15 protein-coding genes are annotated in these 15320 nt (G+C 53.2%); all 15 read right to left on the bottom strand.

All coding sequences use genetic code 11. The features are described 5' to 3' along the window. Positions 1-34: 34 nt before the first annotated feature. Positions 35-1174, bottom strand: a complete 1140-nt coding sequence (locus tag AWJ19_RS32925; RefSeq protein ID WP_068720668.1) for a glycosyltransferase family 4 protein — start codon at positions 1172-1174, stop codon at positions 35-37. Then, positions 1168-2361 carry a glycosyltransferase family 4 protein gene (locus tag AWJ19_RS32930; RefSeq protein ID WP_068720666.1) on the bottom strand — a complete coding sequence of 398 codons (1194 nt, stop codon included), beginning with the start codon at positions 2359-2361 and terminating at the stop codon, positions 1168-1170. The genes AWJ19_RS32925 and AWJ19_RS32930 overlap by 7 nt, the downstream gene beginning before the upstream one ends. Continuing rightward, positions 2348-3202 carry a glycosyltransferase family 2 protein gene (locus tag AWJ19_RS32935; protein WP_068720664.1) on the bottom strand — a complete coding sequence of 285 codons (855 nt, stop codon included), beginning with the start codon at positions 3200-3202 and terminating at the stop codon, positions 2348-2350. The genes AWJ19_RS32930 and AWJ19_RS32935 overlap by 14 nt, the downstream gene beginning before the upstream one ends. A gap of 14 nt (positions 3203-3216) precedes the next feature. Next, a complete protein-coding gene (locus AWJ19_RS37120; RefSeq protein WP_241781971.1) occupies positions 3217-3792 on the bottom strand; it encodes a polysaccharide biosynthesis C-terminal domain-containing protein in 576 nt (191 codons plus the stop codon). Beyond that, on the bottom strand, positions 3783-4502 hold the full coding sequence (locus AWJ19_RS37125) for an oligosaccharide flippase family protein (protein ID WP_241781972.1): 720 nt from the start codon (positions 4500-4502) through the stop codon (positions 3783-3785). Before AWJ19_RS37125 ends, AWJ19_RS37120 begins: the two co-directional genes overlap by 10 nt. 66 nt (positions 4503-4568) lie before the next feature. After that, complete coding sequence (locus AWJ19_RS32945) at positions 4569-6014, bottom strand: O-antigen ligase family protein (RefSeq protein ID WP_347231078.1); 1446 nt, start codon at positions 6012-6014, stop codon at positions 4569-4571. An 80-nt stretch (positions 6015-6094) separates the two neighbouring features. Next, complete coding sequence (locus AWJ19_RS32950) at positions 6095-6868, bottom strand: WecB/TagA/CpsF family glycosyltransferase (RefSeq protein WP_068720658.1); 774 nt, start codon at positions 6866-6868, stop codon at positions 6095-6097. After that, entirely contained in the window at positions 6865-8211 is a 1347-nt protein-coding gene (locus tag AWJ19_RS32955) for an O-antigen ligase family protein (protein WP_068720656.1), read from the bottom strand. Before AWJ19_RS32955 ends, AWJ19_RS32950 begins: the two co-directional genes overlap by 4 nt. Positions 8212-8220: 9 nt before the next feature. Next, positions 8221-9156, bottom strand: a complete 936-nt coding sequence (locus AWJ19_RS32960) for a glycosyltransferase (protein WP_068720654.1) — start codon at positions 9154-9156, stop codon at positions 8221-8223. A 25-nt stretch (positions 9157-9181) separates the two neighbouring features. Next, the gene (locus tag AWJ19_RS32965) at positions 9182-9874 is read right to left on the bottom strand and encodes a sugar transferase (protein ID WP_068720652.1); all 693 of its coding nucleotides are present in this window, start codon (positions 9872-9874) and stop codon (positions 9182-9184) included. A 35-nt stretch (positions 9875-9909) separates the two neighbouring features. After that, positions 9910-10803 (bottom strand): UTP--glucose-1-phosphate uridylyltransferase GalU, encoded by an 894-nt coding sequence (gene galU, locus AWJ19_RS32970; RefSeq protein ID WP_082707628.1) that lies wholly within the window; start codon positions 10801-10803, stop codon positions 9910-9912. A gap of 48 nt (positions 10804-10851) precedes the next feature. Further along, a complete protein-coding gene (locus AWJ19_RS32975; RefSeq protein ID WP_068720650.1) occupies positions 10852-11493 on the bottom strand; it encodes a CpsD/CapB family tyrosine-protein kinase in 642 nt (213 codons plus the stop codon). Next, positions 11477-12217, bottom strand: coding sequence for a Wzz/FepE/Etk N-terminal domain-containing protein (locus tag AWJ19_RS32980; protein ID WP_068720648.1), 741 nt, complete (start codon positions 12215-12217; stop codon positions 11477-11479). The genes AWJ19_RS32975 and AWJ19_RS32980 overlap by 17 nt, the downstream gene beginning before the upstream one ends. Before the next feature lie 440 nt (positions 12218-12657). Then, complete coding sequence (locus AWJ19_RS32985) at positions 12658-13293, bottom strand: response regulator transcription factor (protein WP_068720646.1); 636 nt, start codon at positions 13291-13293, stop codon at positions 12658-12660. A gap of 23 nt (positions 13294-13316) precedes the next feature. Then, on the bottom strand, positions 13317-14762 hold the full coding sequence (locus tag AWJ19_RS32990) for an ATP-binding protein (protein ID WP_241781543.1): 1446 nt from the start codon (positions 14760-14762) through the stop codon (positions 13317-13319). Positions 14763-15320 lie beyond the last annotated feature (558 nt).

A 15320-nucleotide genomic window follows, 5' to 3' on the forward strand; every position in this document is an offset into this window, starting at 1 on the left:
TCAAAGTTTTATGGAGCCGCATCATCAAGCACAATCAGGTTGCCGCCAGCAGTCCTTTGTAGTAATCAACAATGTCCTTGACGGTATTCTCGATGACAAAATGCTCTTTCACCCGTTTCGTTCCATTCTCGGCCATCCGTCTGCGCTCCTCGGGATGTTCCAGCATCCATGTGATGGATTCTGCGAGTATCCCTGCGTCTCCAGGCTGGATCAGCATTCCGGTTACACCCGGTACTACAATCTCTACAGGCCCGCCTTCATTCGAGGCGATGACCGGCAGCCCGGCTGCCATGCCTTCAACAATGACCTGACCGAACGGCTCAGGCGTAACCGACGTGTGAATCAGCAGATCGGCTTTTTGCATTAATCCCTGTATGTCATCCACATGGCCCAGCAGACTGACATTGGTCAGCTCATTCTGCTGAATAGTCCGGATCAATTCCTGTTTGTATTCCTCTTCTCCGAACAGCGCATCGCCGGCCAGCCAGAATTTCACTCTGCTGTCCTGCTTGAAGGCCTTGGCTGCCTCCAGCACGACATGCTGTCCTTTCCAGTGTGCCAGCCGTCCGACCAGCAGCACGTTGAAATCCTTCTGGTCCCGTCTGCGGGTCCCTTCACTGATCGCCTTGGCGAAGGCGGAGTAGACCACGAGTGTCTTTTTCGTCTGCGGCAGCTCCAGAGCGCTCAGCGTAGAGTGCGAATTGGCGATGACCCCGTTTGGCAGCATGCGCGACATCGTGCGGATGGCCTTGGCGACCACCGGCTTTAAGTAAGGGGCTCCGATATGGTCCCGGATATGCCAGATCAGCGGCACGCCCGCTTTCTTGGCGGCGACTGCACCGTAGAACGCTGATTTCAGCGAATTGGTATGCACGCAGTCCACCTTCTCCTGCTTCAGCAGGGGAGCCAGCTTGCTGCCGTAGGCCAGCAGCTTGATAGCTGCTGCCGGAGCACCAAGATTGACTGCGTTGCGGCCGCGGCTGCGGATGCTCTCATCCAGCGGAATGACGCGGACATCAATGCCCTTTTCGCGCAGCCGTTCAGCAAGCGCCCCTTCTTCGGCCAGAATGACGAGCGGCTGCACATTTTCTCCGATATTGGTGAGGATATTGAATAAGGCAACCTCTCCTCCGCTCCACTTGGCGGTGTGATCAATATAGGCGACTTTTAGCATCCTGCGGCCACACCCTTTCCCAAAGTCTGCAGAAATACCGATTCAACCTGATCCCCGACATGCTGCCAGGTGTACTTCTCAAGTACATGGCCACGGCATTCTTCACGGCTCGGCAGGAGCTTGCGGTTGCTGAGCATATGAATCATACCCTCTGCCATATCGTCGCTGGCTGCACTCTTGAACAGCAGCTCCGGCCGGAAGCCCTGGAGAATTTCCTTGTTGCCGCCTACCGGGGTAGCCATAACCGGAAGTCCGGAGGACAATGCCTCGACGGTAATGAGCCCGAAGCCCTCCAGCGCCTGTGAGGGAACCACGAACATGTCGGCTGCCTGGTAGTAGGAGGCCAGCTCATGGTCAGGAATATATCCGAGCAGCCGGACCTTGTTGCCAAGGCCGTAATCGGCGATTTTTTCTTCAAGCTCGCCGCGCAGCGGCCCTTTGCCGCCGATCAGCAGAATCGCGTTCGGGAAGCGCTCGGACACCTGTTTCCAGGCATCCAGCAGCTGTAGCAGCCCCATGCGGTTCATCAGCCGCCGCACGGTCAGCACGGTGGTTGCCCCTTCCGGCAGATTCAGTGTCCGCCGTACCGCCAGCCGGTTGTTCGCCGGAACAAAGCGTTCGATGTTGGCCGCACCCGGGATCACGACAATCTTGTGCAGCGGCACTCCGTGCAGCTGATGCAGCATGTCGCGGAAGTACTCGCTAAGGACAATAAATTTATCTGCCAGCTTGTAGGCTTTGCGTTCGATGGACTTGGCGATGGTCGTCTTGACCCGGTGCTTGATGCCCTGGCCCTCGATCTTCATCTCTTCATTCCAGGGACCGTGGAAGGTCATGATGACCGGAATCCCCCGCTTCTTTGCCTCAATCGCCGGCCCTACGCCGTAAGGGGCAAAGTGCGAGTACAGGATGTCGATGCGTCCGCTGCCGCTGCCCATCAGGTCTGCCGCTTTACGCTGGAAGGCATCCCTGCGCTTCCAGATCGTCTCCTTGGGATCGCCCGCATTATGGATAATCAGATCCTTGGGAGTCGGCGGTGTCTCCTGGCTGCAGATCAGCGCATGCACCTGATTGCGTGTGGAGAGCTGCTCACATACAGATTTGAAATACGTGTTGAGCCCGCCGGGCTGCAGCGAGGGCCAGCTGAGGCCGGTCGTCATAATGTTCAGTCCGTCACTGTACGGCATAGCTTCTCTCCCCCTTCTTCCCTTTCTCCGCCTGGCCCTGCGCGTTATGCCGGGCCAGCCTGCCGGAGCTGGTTAATTCGTAAAGCTTGAAGCCGACCATGAATTCATACATCACCCAGAATACGGATACCGCAAATCCGGAAATGCCTTTCTTGAACAGGCCATGCAGGAAGTACTTCTGCAGGAAGCGTGCCGGCGGCCGCAGCAGCAGGTTTCTCAGCTTGAACGGCTTACCTTTCTCAAATGCCGCCTGTGCCTCCAGGTCGGTGTATTTGTTGAAGCGGGCCACATGGTCGTTGATGCTGCGGAAGCCCTGATGCCAAAGCACTCCGTTCAGCCGGACCGTCCGTTCCTCCTCAACCTCGGGCATCTCATGCACCAGGGAATTGCGGATGCCGTACTCCTTGCGGTTGTACAGGCGGACCAGGTACTCCCCTTTGTCCAGCCATCTGCCCAGGAAATCACCGATCCGGTAAAGCGAGAAGGCTACGCCCCGGTCTGTCAGCCCCGGCTTGCGATGCAGAATATCCTGTGCCAGCTCATCGCTGACCACTTCGTCGGTATCAATCAGGAAGACCCAATCATGGACGGCGCGTTCCACTCCGAATTCCCTTTGTTTGGCATATCCTGGCCACGGGTTGACGTATACCCGGCAGCCGAGGCTTTCAGCCAGCTGCACCGTCCCGTCCTTGCTTCCTCCGTCGATTACGACTACCTCGTCCGCGAAGGGCCGGCAGGACTGAATTGCTTTGGATATGCGAACTTCGTCATCCTGAGCAATGATGACAACCGAAATCGGGTAACTGCCCGGGCTGCCAAGCACGCTTGTTACTGAATCCATGAAGGTCTCCTCCTTTACTTAACTACTGGATCCGCGGGTTTCTTGCGGATGTAAGAATTCATCGTTGTCTTCATCCATTGGATGTCTTCCCTGCTGATCAGCAGGCGGGGAAGCTTAACTTTCAGGTTGTATCTGATATTAAGAATTATGAACAGGAAGCGCAGGATTGCCGATGACAGCATCGCCACTCCCGCTCCGAACAATCCGAACTTTGGCACCAGCAGGAAGAGCAGCGGGATTACCAGCAGCAGCCCCACCCCCTGCAGGATGGATACAAACTTCGGTTTGCCGAGCGCCATGAAGGTCTGAGCCAGAATCAGGGTGCCTCCGCTGATCGTTACCTCCAGCAGCAGCAGCCGGAATACCGTCAGTGCGGTGTTGAAATCCTTGCCGTACAACAGCGGGATAACAAAGGGGGCCACCAGCATCAGGAACAGTGCGCCGAGCAGGGTGCAGGTGGTGCTGATCCGGAAAGCCTTGAAGGTCAGCGAGATTGCTTCATCTTTCGAAAGCTCGGAGGCTTTCGGGAACAGCACCACAGTAATGGAATTCGAGAAAAAGTTGACCATCCGCGACAGGCTTACCGCCACGGCATACAGCCCCAGGTCGCCGGCCGCAGCAGGCCGGCGATAATGATCTGGTCAATGTATGTAGAGAACTGGCCGAGCAGGTCATTACCGTAAGAGCCAAGCCCGTAGGTGAACAGTCTCTTGAAATTACGGTAAGTGTTTCTCATCTTTACTTTGTAGGTACGCAGCAGGAGCAGCGTCATCCAGATGAACAGGGGTACCGAAGGAACCAGATAAGCCAGAGCGGTAGTATATGGATTCATACTGCCGGTAAGGATCAGAATGCCGATGACCGCCAGCGTCAGAAGCGGCACCAGATACCGCTGCCAGTTGAAGGTTTTGTAATCCCCCCTGAACTGAAAGGCCGCATTGTTGATCTGTGAAACCACAATCAGCGGGCACAGGATCATGGACACTTGCGCAAACAGCACAACCTCTGAACTGAAGGAATCGAGCCAGTACGGCAGAACGAAAATCCCTACTGTCATCGCTATTATCCCGAAACCCAGGCCGATCAGCAGCGCAACCCGGTACAGCACCCCGGCTTCATCGGGGTTCTTCTTGGCGTTGTATATCAGCGCCGACGGAATCCCGAAGCTCATGCTGAACGCCAGGAACTGTGACCAGCTCACCATCGCCGTCTGTTCCCCGCGGCCGGAAGGTCCGAGGTAGCGGGCGGTCAGCACGCCGGTCAGCATATTGACCAGCAGGATCAGCACGCTGACCATCATGGTTTTGACTGCGCCGAGCTGTTGTTCTTGCTCTTGGTAAACCTCTTGAGCGAGGACCAGACCGCGCTAGTGGGAAGTGATTTGGCGTTCGACTGCTGCATGCGGTGTTCCCTTCTTTCTACTCTCAATAATCTCTTTGGCGCCGAGGCCCAGCCCGATCAGCATCCAGATCAGGTATCCTTTCAGTCCCGGGAAGCCGTTATCGGATAACAGGCTGACTACCGCTCCTGTCCAGGCTGCCAGTGAAAGTCTGGCGTACGGCTGAAGACTGTCCTTGCTCGTGACCCTTTGGGCAATCTGTTTGATGACGACGCCCAGTGCGCCGAAGAAGAACAAGGCCCCCAGTACTCCGAAGGTGAGCAGCAATGCGATAAACCCGTTATCCATATTGCCGTACTCGCCAAGTTCGCCTCCGTTACCCAGCTTGGTACTCTGACCTACACTGCCGATTCCCTGGCCAACGGGGTTCGAGGCTACCAGTGGTACCATGTTCTGCCAAAGGGCGAGCCGCTCATTGTAGGAGTGATCCTCCTGTACCGAGGTTAATGTCTCCATCCGTGCGACCAGCCCTTCTGCACCCGGAAGCTTGGGTACGATCCAGAACAGTGCCGCGGCGACAAACCCCAGCTGGAGCAGCGTCTTCCACTTGCCTTTGGAAGGAGAGGACGCGATGTAGACCAGCAGCATGACCAGCAGCACCAGCCAGGCCGAGCGGACCAGGGTGGTCAGCAGGCAAATTACGACGAGCAGTACGCCGACCCAGCGCAGAGTGCCCTGCCATCTCCGCTCCAGAATCATCGGCACGAGGGCGAATACCAGAAAGGTAGCGGCCGGCCCGGGTGAATTCAGCGTCGAGAACACCCGGACTTCCAGCGGATACGGCGTTCCGATGGAGATCATATCGGCATTGCGCATCCAGAAGGCATCCCATGGCGGAACGGTCAGATACTGGATGATGCCGTAGATGGCTACCAGCACTGCAATGTTGGCAAAAGCGTACAGCAGCCGGTCAATATCCTTCGGCGTGAACCGGGTAACTGCAAAGAACGGAATCAGCAGCAGCGGTACGATGTAGTTCGCCAGATCGTACACCGAGCCCACGCCGTTCTTGGCCAGCCCGATCATTGCTCCGTAAGCCAGCGCCACCGAGAACAACAGAATGATCCGGGATGACGACTTGCGGATCCGGTGAATCTCCCGCAGCACCGGGATGGCAAGGGTTGCACCCGTCAGCAGCGGCGCCAGGCTGAGCAGGGATACGGAATGGTACACACCTTCCGACCAGTCGGCGATCCGCCGCAGCTCCGGGGCCACTGCCCAGATAAGCAGCGTGTAGGCAATCAGCTGTTTGGGCTTCAGCAGTGCCAGCAGGAAGGCGGGAAAGAGCAGCCCTGCCAGAATGGCTCCCTGCATACTGTCGGAGGCACTGAGCTGTGCACTGGCGAACCCGATTATCAGCGGAAGGCCAAGACATATGGCGCAGATCAGCGCTGTCACCGCGCCGGATTTCATCGTGTTCAGGGATGGCAGCGATATACTGCTCTCATTCTGCTCCGTCATCTTCGTTCCCCACCTCCTGCCGGCAACTGTAATTATTCAAGGCTTCTGCCCTTTACCCGGTCTTTCTTGCGCAGCTCCTTGAGCAGCAGAACCAGGAATTGGGCATCGTCTACAAGATATCTCTTCCAGAGCCTTCCCGGCTCCTGGCTTAGCCGCCAGAACCATTCAAGCCCTGTCTTCTGCATAAAGTCCGGCGCCCGCTTCACGGAACCGGAGAGGAAATCAAAGGTTGCGCCGACGCCGATCGAAATCGGAGCCTGGTAAGAGGTGTAATGGCGGTAAATCCATTTCTCCTGCTTCGGCGCGCCCACTCCGACGAATACAATGTCCGGCTGGCTGTCCGTCAGCATCTTGATGATGTGCCGGTTCTCCTCCTCGTTATGCTCAAAGCCGTAGGAGGGAGAGTAGCAGCCGACAACATTGATGCCGGGATAAGCCGCTTTTAAATTCATTGTCGCCTTTTCCGGTACGCCTTCCGCCGAGCCGAGGAAGAACAGCCGGTACTTCCTTTGCTCGAAGGCGTTGCCCAGACGGCTGAAGAGATCCGAACCGGATACCTTCTGCTTGAGCGGCTTGCCAAGCATCTTTGAAGCCCAGATCAGCGGCATCCCGTCTGCGACGACTGCGCCCGCCTCTGAATAAACGGCCTGGAACTCTTTGTCCTTACGCAGCTTGATTACATGATCGACATTGCAGGTCAGGATGTAGGACTGGTTCCTTTCCTGAATCGTTTTGTCGATGTAATCAAGCAAGTCCATGAAGTCATAGTTATTAAAGTTAACATCGAACATATTCACTTGATTCATCGTATCACTTCTTTTTGTGGGGAATCGGTTGGCTGTGAAGATCGATACAGGCAGTTCAGGTACCAACAGAACGGAATAATGAATTGGACCGTCGACAGCGTGTTATCTGAAAAGGAATATACTAGAAACGCTGCAATCAGGAGTGCGTAATAAGGTCTGACCCGCGGCGCCAAAGCTCTGTAAACCACAAGAAACACAGCCAGTAAAGAAAGCATTAGCAGGATGGCGCCGATGTACCCTCCATCGTAGTAAAACCGGATGTACTCATTATGCGGAACAACAAACCCGTAATAGAGTGTACCGTCATTGGCTACGGTGGCTGATCCAAGTCCCCGGCCCGCCCAGGGCGATCCGGCTGCCTTGTTCAGGAAAAACTCCCAGGCTTCCGTCCGGCCCGACAGGTCAATCCCCGTCTCCGTAGTCCGCTCAAAGGAGCGTTTTCTGAGATTATCCAGCTGAAGATAGACAGCTCCGGAGAGTACGATCCCCCCGCCCAGAAGCAGGAACAGGTACTGTGACTTGCCTTTTAAGTACTGGCGCGAGATGTCGTAGAAATAATAGAGAACCATTGGTACGAGTGCCAGCATCGGCCCTCTCGTTCCTGTTCCGACAAGAATCAGAAAGTTCAGGCCCAGCAAGGTGTAAAAAAGCCGGATATGCTGCGGGCTGCGCTTGATCTCTATGAAGCAGATCGCCACGCCCATGAATGCCAGCATCGCCAGATGCGGTGCAATGTTTGCTCCCTGGAGCCGTACAGCTCCTGTAAATTCAATGGACAGGAGGGAATGCATGCCTGCTATCTGCAGCAGTATCCCTATCCCTACACTGATTACAGGCAGACTCGCAAGAATACGGATCTGCTTGTCGGCTACCTCCTTCTTCCAGTTGATCAGGAGAAACACGAAGGGGAGCGACAGTCCGATAAAAGCTTTTACAGCAATGGAAGAGCTCATCTCCGGCAGCCAGATGGAGAAGCCGAAGGTGATAATCACCAGAATGAACATCGCCCACAAGGGGGGACTCAGCTTGAATCGCAGTCCGTTCACCAGAATGCAGGGTACCAGCAGCATCAGGATTACCAGCTTGTAAAGCGAGAGGATTTCGAAACCGAACATGCTGCCGCTGAACAAAAAGTTGATCGAGACCGCTGTCGTCAGCAGTACGAAATAACTGATAACATCTGGGCGTGAGATGGAGACAGTCAGTAAAATAATCAAGAGTACGGCCGCTACCGCAAATACCGGCTGGTAAATGACCGCGGTCCCCAGAAACAGTGCGGACACGAGGTAGAGCATTCCGTATGGCAAAGCGTTTAGTTTGGTGCCCCACTCAAAATTAGTCATTGTCTTCCCTCACCCCGCTGCAGATTCCCTTTTCCGGTTCCAAAACATATGAAGCGTCCCCCGAATGCTTTCCAGCCGGCACTTGTTCAGCAGCTTTCTGCCCTGGCTTCTGGAAAAGACCGAATCGGCCATGACGTACACGATTTTGGCGGCCGTTGTACCCAGCAGCAGCAAATTACCCTTTAGCCCTTCGCTTTTCATGGCGTTGGAGATGCCCTGGCTGTAATACCTTTTCATAATCCAGTCTTCGGTCAGACGCCCCGCTGCCACGAAATGGTCTACGGCCATCTGCGGGTGATACAGGATGGTGTGTCCCTGCCTCTGCAGCTGCCCGAAGAGCCAGGTTTCCTCACCGGAGATGAGGGAATCGCCCTTTCTACCGAGATCCAGCGGGAACAGGCTGATATCGAATGCCGGCTTGCGCATCGCCATATTGGCTCCGCACGGATGCAGCCGCTTCGGATATTCTCTGACCTTGCCTCCGAGATCAACGATGGTGTAAGGCAGCTCAAACGGCTTGATCAGCCATTCCGGGCGCTTGCTTTCGAAGATCGGGGCCACCTTTCCGCCCATGGCCATGACTTCCGGCCTTTCTTCAAAGGTGCTGATTATAGTTGTAATCCAATTCCGGCAAGGTATCGCATCATCGTCGAGAAAGGCGATGATCTGCGATTTGGAAGCCAGAATTCCTGTATTCCGGGCCGCCGACAATCCCTGTACCGGCTCCAGAAGATAACGGATATCCATTTCTGTACCATGACTTCCGATGAAGCCCTTGATCGCCGCTGCCGTACCATCCGGTGAATTATTATCCACCACAATGATTTCAGCCTGATGCAGATTCTCAAGTCCGATCAGCGACTGAAGGGTTTTTACCAGCAGGGCCGACCTGTTATAGGTGCAGATAATAATGGAAACCTTTGGGATGTCTCCGTACTCAGTCATCGGCAATCACCCAATTCCCATATTTTTAATAAGCGTCCTTGGAACCGAGCAGCATCAGTCCGGTTTTGAAAATGATCTTCAGGTCCAGCATCGTGCTCCGGATATGGATATAAGTCAGATCCAGCTGTACCATTTCGTCAAAGCCGACGCTGTTTCTGGCGTTAACCTGCCAGTATCCGGTACAGCCCGGCGTAACCAGCAGCCGCTGCTTGTCGTAATCCGTATACTGCGCCACCTCTTCAACGAGCGGAGGACGGGGGCCGACCAGACTCATGTGGCCCATCAGCACGTTCCAGAGCTGAGGCAGTTCATCAATGCTCGTCTTGCGCAGAAATTTTCCGATCCGGGTGATGCGGGGGTCATTTTTGATCTTGAACATCGCCCCGCTCACTTCGTTGTAAGCCTTAAGACTTTCCTTCAGCTCCTCGGCATTGGAAACCATAGATCTGAATTTATACATTGGAAACAGCACTTCGTCCTTGCCCACTCTGGTCTGCCGGAAGAACACCTTGCCTTTGGGATCCTCCAGCTTGATCAGGATAGCCACAAGAGCAAAGAGCGGCAGCAGTACGAGAAGACCAAGTGCGGAGAAAAGAATATCAATGATCCGCTTCATTACCAGATAGGAATCCATCCCTTTGCTTCCTTCTTTGGCATGCAGCATGTAAAGTTTCGGCAGGACGGCCTCGTAGTCTTCCGGCAGTTTTTGCATGCTCATTTCTCCTCATTCCTCCTAAAGGTTTAAATATATTTTTAGCTGCTGAGTGTGGTTTGTCCGGCTTTGCTGAGCCATTCTGCCATTGCATCCATCACCGGATAACGAAGATCATCGCTCTGGAGGGCAAATTCCAGTGTAGTCAGAATGTAACCGAGACGTTCACCGACATCATATCTGGTTCCGTCGAAGTTATAGGCATATACCCGTTCGCTCTGGTTCAGCTTCTGGATGGCATCGGTCAGCTGGATTTCGCCTCCGGCGCCTTTTTCCTGCAGATCCAGGTATTTAAAGATTTTTGGAGTAAAGACGTAGCGTCCCATGATTGCCAGATTGGATGGGGCTGTACCCAGAGGAGGTTTTTCCACAAAGTTGTTAACCCGGTAGAGGCGTCCGTCCTGCAGATCGGGTTCGATAATCCCGTAACGGTTGGTGAATTCATCCGGAATTTCCTGTACCCCGATTACCGAATTCTGTGTTTCCTCGTACTGGTCAATCAGTTGTTTAAGGCAAGGTGTATTGCCTGTTACGATGTCATCCCCGAGCATAACGCCGAAAGGCTCGTCTCCGATAAAGCGCCGTGCGCACCATACGGCATGACCCAGACCCATAGCTTCTTTTTGGCGGATGTAGTGGATTTCCACTTTAGAGGAACGCTGAACCTCTTTGAGCAGCTCCAGCTTTCCATCCTCCAGCAGTCTGGATTCAAGCTCGAACGCATTGTCAAAGTGATCCTCGATCGCCCGCTTGCCCTTACCGGTAACGATGATAATGTCTTCAATACCGGAAGCAATGGCTTCTTCCACGATATACTGGATGGTCGGCTTGTTGATAATCGGAAGCATTTCCTTAGGCATGGCCTTTGTCGCAGGAAGGAAGCGCGTTCCTAACCCAGCTGCAGGGATAATTACCTTCTTTACCTTTTTCATCATCGCACTTACCTCCTGATCGTTATGTGTAGGATTGTAAATCTTGGGACTTTACCGGGTCTGATTCATGGCGATGCCGAGAATATTCGACCCGCTTTGCTCAAGCAGCGCCTTCAGCTTACGGACCGCTTCGCGTTTCGTCTTGCCGTGTCTGGCCACCAGGATCACTCCATCGGAGAGCGGGGCCAGAATACGGGCATCACTGTATTCCACTGCCGGCGGGGTGTCGAGCAGGATCAGATCAAAGCTGCCCTTCAGTTCCTCCAGCAAGGCGCCCATTTTGTCGTTGCCGAGGAGATCCGGCGGACTGATTCGGGTCTTGCCTGCCGGAATGACGGCCAGGTTGGCCAGATTGCCGTATACGGCAATATCCTTCGCAGCCTCCTGACCGCTCAGGTAGGCAGCCAGTCCTTCACTGCCTTCCACCTCGAACACGGCATGCAGTCCGGGATGGCGCAGGTTGCAGTCTACAACGGCTACCTTCTTTCCGTCCTGGACAAAGGATACAGCGAGATTGGACAACACCGTTGTCTTCCCCTCCCCGCCTTCAGCAGAAGTGAAGAGAAGCACCTTGCCGCTGTCTCCCCCGGTCAGCCCAAGCTGGCGGATGTAGGTGCGGAGCGAGCGGAAGGATTCGGAGATATGCGAGGATGGATTCAAGTCTGCAATCAAGCTTTTATTCAGCCGTAACATAAGTACCCTCCCCTACTCTTGCTTTGGCGTTTGCCGCACTGCCAAGATCACGTTTACGGATGACCGGGATGCTGGCAATAACCGGCAGTCCGACATCGAATTCCGCTTCCTTCTCGGTGCGGAGCGTTCCATTCAGCGTTTCCAGCAGCAGGATGATACCGATAGCAGCCATTAATGAAATAACAAAGCTGATAATCAGGTTCATGGCGACGCCGCCGTTAGATGGAGCTGGAAGATCAGCCGGATCAGCAGGGGTCAGGAAGGTAACATTGTCCAGCATCATAAGGGACGGCAGGCTCCGTATGAAGCTTTGCGAAACCGCGTTTACAATGTTGGCTGCCGTGCTGTAGCTTTCGTCCTGTACACTCAGATTGATCACTGAGCTTTTCTCCGAGGATCTTACCTGCAGCTTCGCGGCCAGCTGTTCTTCCGTGAGACCAAACTCGGGATGATCGGCCACAACACTGCCCAGAATTGCGGGGGACTTCATAATTTCCTTGTAGCTCTCGATGATGTTCAGGCTGAAGTTCAGGTTGTTGAGATTGTTGCTCTCGGGTACATTTGCGGTATTGTTGACCAGCAGCTGTCCGGAGGCGGAGTAGACGGGTGTAACGAAGTTCTTGCTGACATAGAAGGTAGTAGCACAGGAGATCAATACAAAAATCGTTATCAGCCAGAGCCTCTTCTTAATCAGGTTAATGTAATCCAAAATCGTCTTTTCCACAGTAACCCTCCTTCCGCATTCATTACGTTCTGAAAGCATTCATGAAAGTTTCAGATATCTTGTGTCTTATTCTATCAATCTGTACGGGTTGCCACATGGCTCCTCCCATTACTTTAATGTTCACTTTCGAGTAAGTGAATTTGGTGCCTATGCGGGGCAGAATGGTATACTTTAGTACCATATCCCCGGGCAATCATTTCCGGCAAATGGAAGATAAGTCTACGGCAGCCGTCATTTCATCCTCTGAACCTCCAAAATTTCGTACATATTATGTCAGTTAATGAGAATTCAGACGCACGCAAACAGAACCCCCTTTAAGAAAGAGGGTCCTGTTTTTCTGTAATATCCTTGCATTTACACAAAACATTCTTAAATTTGCACAAAAAAACACGGACAATCCTGTCCGTGCTCTGCGTCTGTATAAGCTTTATAAAGTGCTGTTAATCATAGGACATTTCAAATTTCGTCAGTCCAACTGCATTGGCATACAGCGCCGCCTGAGTGCGGTCGGCTACCTGCAGCTTCGCCAGAATCTGGCTTACATGCTTTTTGACGGTGAATTCGCTGATGAACAGGCGCGAAGCAATATCCTTGTTGCACGCTCCCTGGCCGAGCTCGATCAGAACTTCCTTCTCCTTGGGTGTCAATTCGTCGGTAGGACTGCTGCCGCTCATCCGCATCTTGTCTTCCATCAGGCCCGGATCATAATACTTCCGTCCCTTATAGACCAGCTGGATCGCGAACAGCAGCTCCTCCGGCAGAGCCTCCTTCAGCACGTATCCGTCAACCAGCACCTCTTCCGCCTTGAGAAAATCCTCCCGGCTTGCCGAAGAGGTAAGCAGAATAAATTTGCTGGTGAGTCCGCGCGCCCGGGCAGTCTTGATTACATCTAGCCCCGACTCGTCTGCCAGCCGCAAATCAATCAGTACAAGATCAGGCTGGGTCTCTTCTATAACCTGAAGAGCTTCCTGGCCATTCGTTGCTTCGCCTGCAAAATGCAGATTGGGCTGCATGGAAATAACCGCAGCCAATCCTCTTCTTACCAACGGGTGATCATCAACAATGACGATATTCACTTGAATGACCTCCTGCCTAAAGTTTATGCATTCTTTAATTCAGCCACGCCGACAGGTATCGAAATCAAAATCCTTGTTCCTGCATTCTCGCTGCTGGAGATGTGGAATTCTCCGCCCAGCGACTGAGTCAGATATTGCATATTCTTCATGCCAAGCCCGCCGGTGGTATCTTCAGACGTAGTCCACAGAAGATCCGTATCAAAACCGATACCATCATCTGTAATGGACAGTCTGATCCATTTGGGCTTCAGAGACAGCTCGACATCCACCCGGCTGGCTGCGCCATGACGTATGGCGTTACCTGTCGCTTCGGAAATAATCCGGAAGAGCGCCTTGTGGTAAGGATAAGGGAGGCTGAAATCATCCCCCGTTATTTTGAGTTCAATTTCAACATCATTGAGCCTCGACAGGCTCTTCAGATGCGATCTGACCATACCCAGCCAGGTTGGCCCGCCGCTCTTCTTGGAACTGAGGCTGTAAATCGTAATCCGCAGCTCTTTGGCAACCCTGGTTGCCGAATCATGAATCAGGTCAATCTGCTCTTCAAGCTCAGAGTCGGACATTTTGCGCCAGGTCTGCTTCAGGGAATGGGTTGCGTATACGATACCGAACAGGCTCTGCGATACGCTGTCATGCATTTCATCCGCAATCCGGTTCTGCTCATTTGTGATGATCAGCCGGTTTTCAATGACACCCAGCTCATGCCGTTCCAGAATAATGGCACTCAGCTCTGACAGGAACATCAGCTGCTGAATATACCATCTGCGCCCTTCAAGTCCCTCTGAGGATTCCAGCTTCACGCCGATCATACCGACAAACCGGGTGCTCATTCTCACCGGCATCAGCAAAAAATCGCCGAGGCCCGGCATGCTTTTGAACACCGGCTCACGCTGCAGCCTCCACTCGTGCTCATGCTTTTCCAGCTCTGTGAACAGAAAACGTTCTTCTTCATGCTGCCATCCGGTCTGACGGCTCTGCGGAGCGGGCTCACCGCTCTTCTTGGCAAACCAGAATAAGGCCTTATCCAGTTTGGTCAGCTTCACCACGTAATCCGTTATGACCTGGCCGATGTTCATGAAGTCATGCTGGCTGGAGGTTTCGACGATGTGATAGAGCGATTTGATATGCTCCATGGTTTCGTTGGTCCGCGCGTTCGCTTCTTCCCGCTGCCGCTTGATCCTGTTAACCATCTGCATAACTATAACCGCAAGAACCAGGGCTAGAAACAGGTTGCCGTTCTGAAGTACTGCTTCTGATAAAGATTTGCCCGCAGCGTTCACAAACATATAACAAAATCCGGTTAAGACAGCAATGTAGCTCAGCAGCAAACTCCACCCGAAGTACACGGACAGCGACCCTGCCGCAATCAGAACAGGATTAAGTACGTAGAGCTTAAAAACACTGTCAAACCCGCCGGTCAGTAAAGTCAGTGCAATAACGCCGGCCATCTCTATGCTGACTGCCAGCATAAGAACCCGCGGTCTGGTCCGGAGCCTCCGGTAAATCATTACGAATACTTGGGCGATTAAGAAAAGCGAGATAATTAATAGGGATTTATAAATGACGGAAGGCCCCGTATGGTCCAGGAGGTACATCAGCGATGTGAGGGACAAAGAAAAGTATCTGTAAAATGCTATCATTCTGTCTTCCGCGGTTGTTTTGATTTTCATCCCACCACCCTATTCTCCACCTTTTTTGGAAAATGCGAGCTCATCAAAGCTTTGTTTAAAAGCATCATACATGAGAAAAATCACAATAACAAGTTTCTCTGTTTAGTGACAACGTTTTCTTTTCAAAAAAATAACATTATGGCCTAATTTTTTTTATGATTTTATTATATTTTTATTCCCTCACCTTATACCTGGCAATGGAAATCTCAGGGAGCCGGAATCAAGGGCATTTTTGCCCTTGATTTCGCTCTTTCCGGCGCTCGGGCCGGAATCAAGGGCATTTTTGCCCTTGATTTCGCTCATTCCGCCGCTTGCAGCCGGAATCAAGGGCATTTTTGCCTTTGATTTCGCTCATTC

Origin of the sequence: Paenibacillus sp. DMB5, assembly GCF_001517085.1 — a bacterium.
In the GTDB taxonomy this organism is placed as follows: Bacteria; Bacillota; Bacilli; order Paenibacillales; family Paenibacillaceae; genus Paenibacillus_AQ.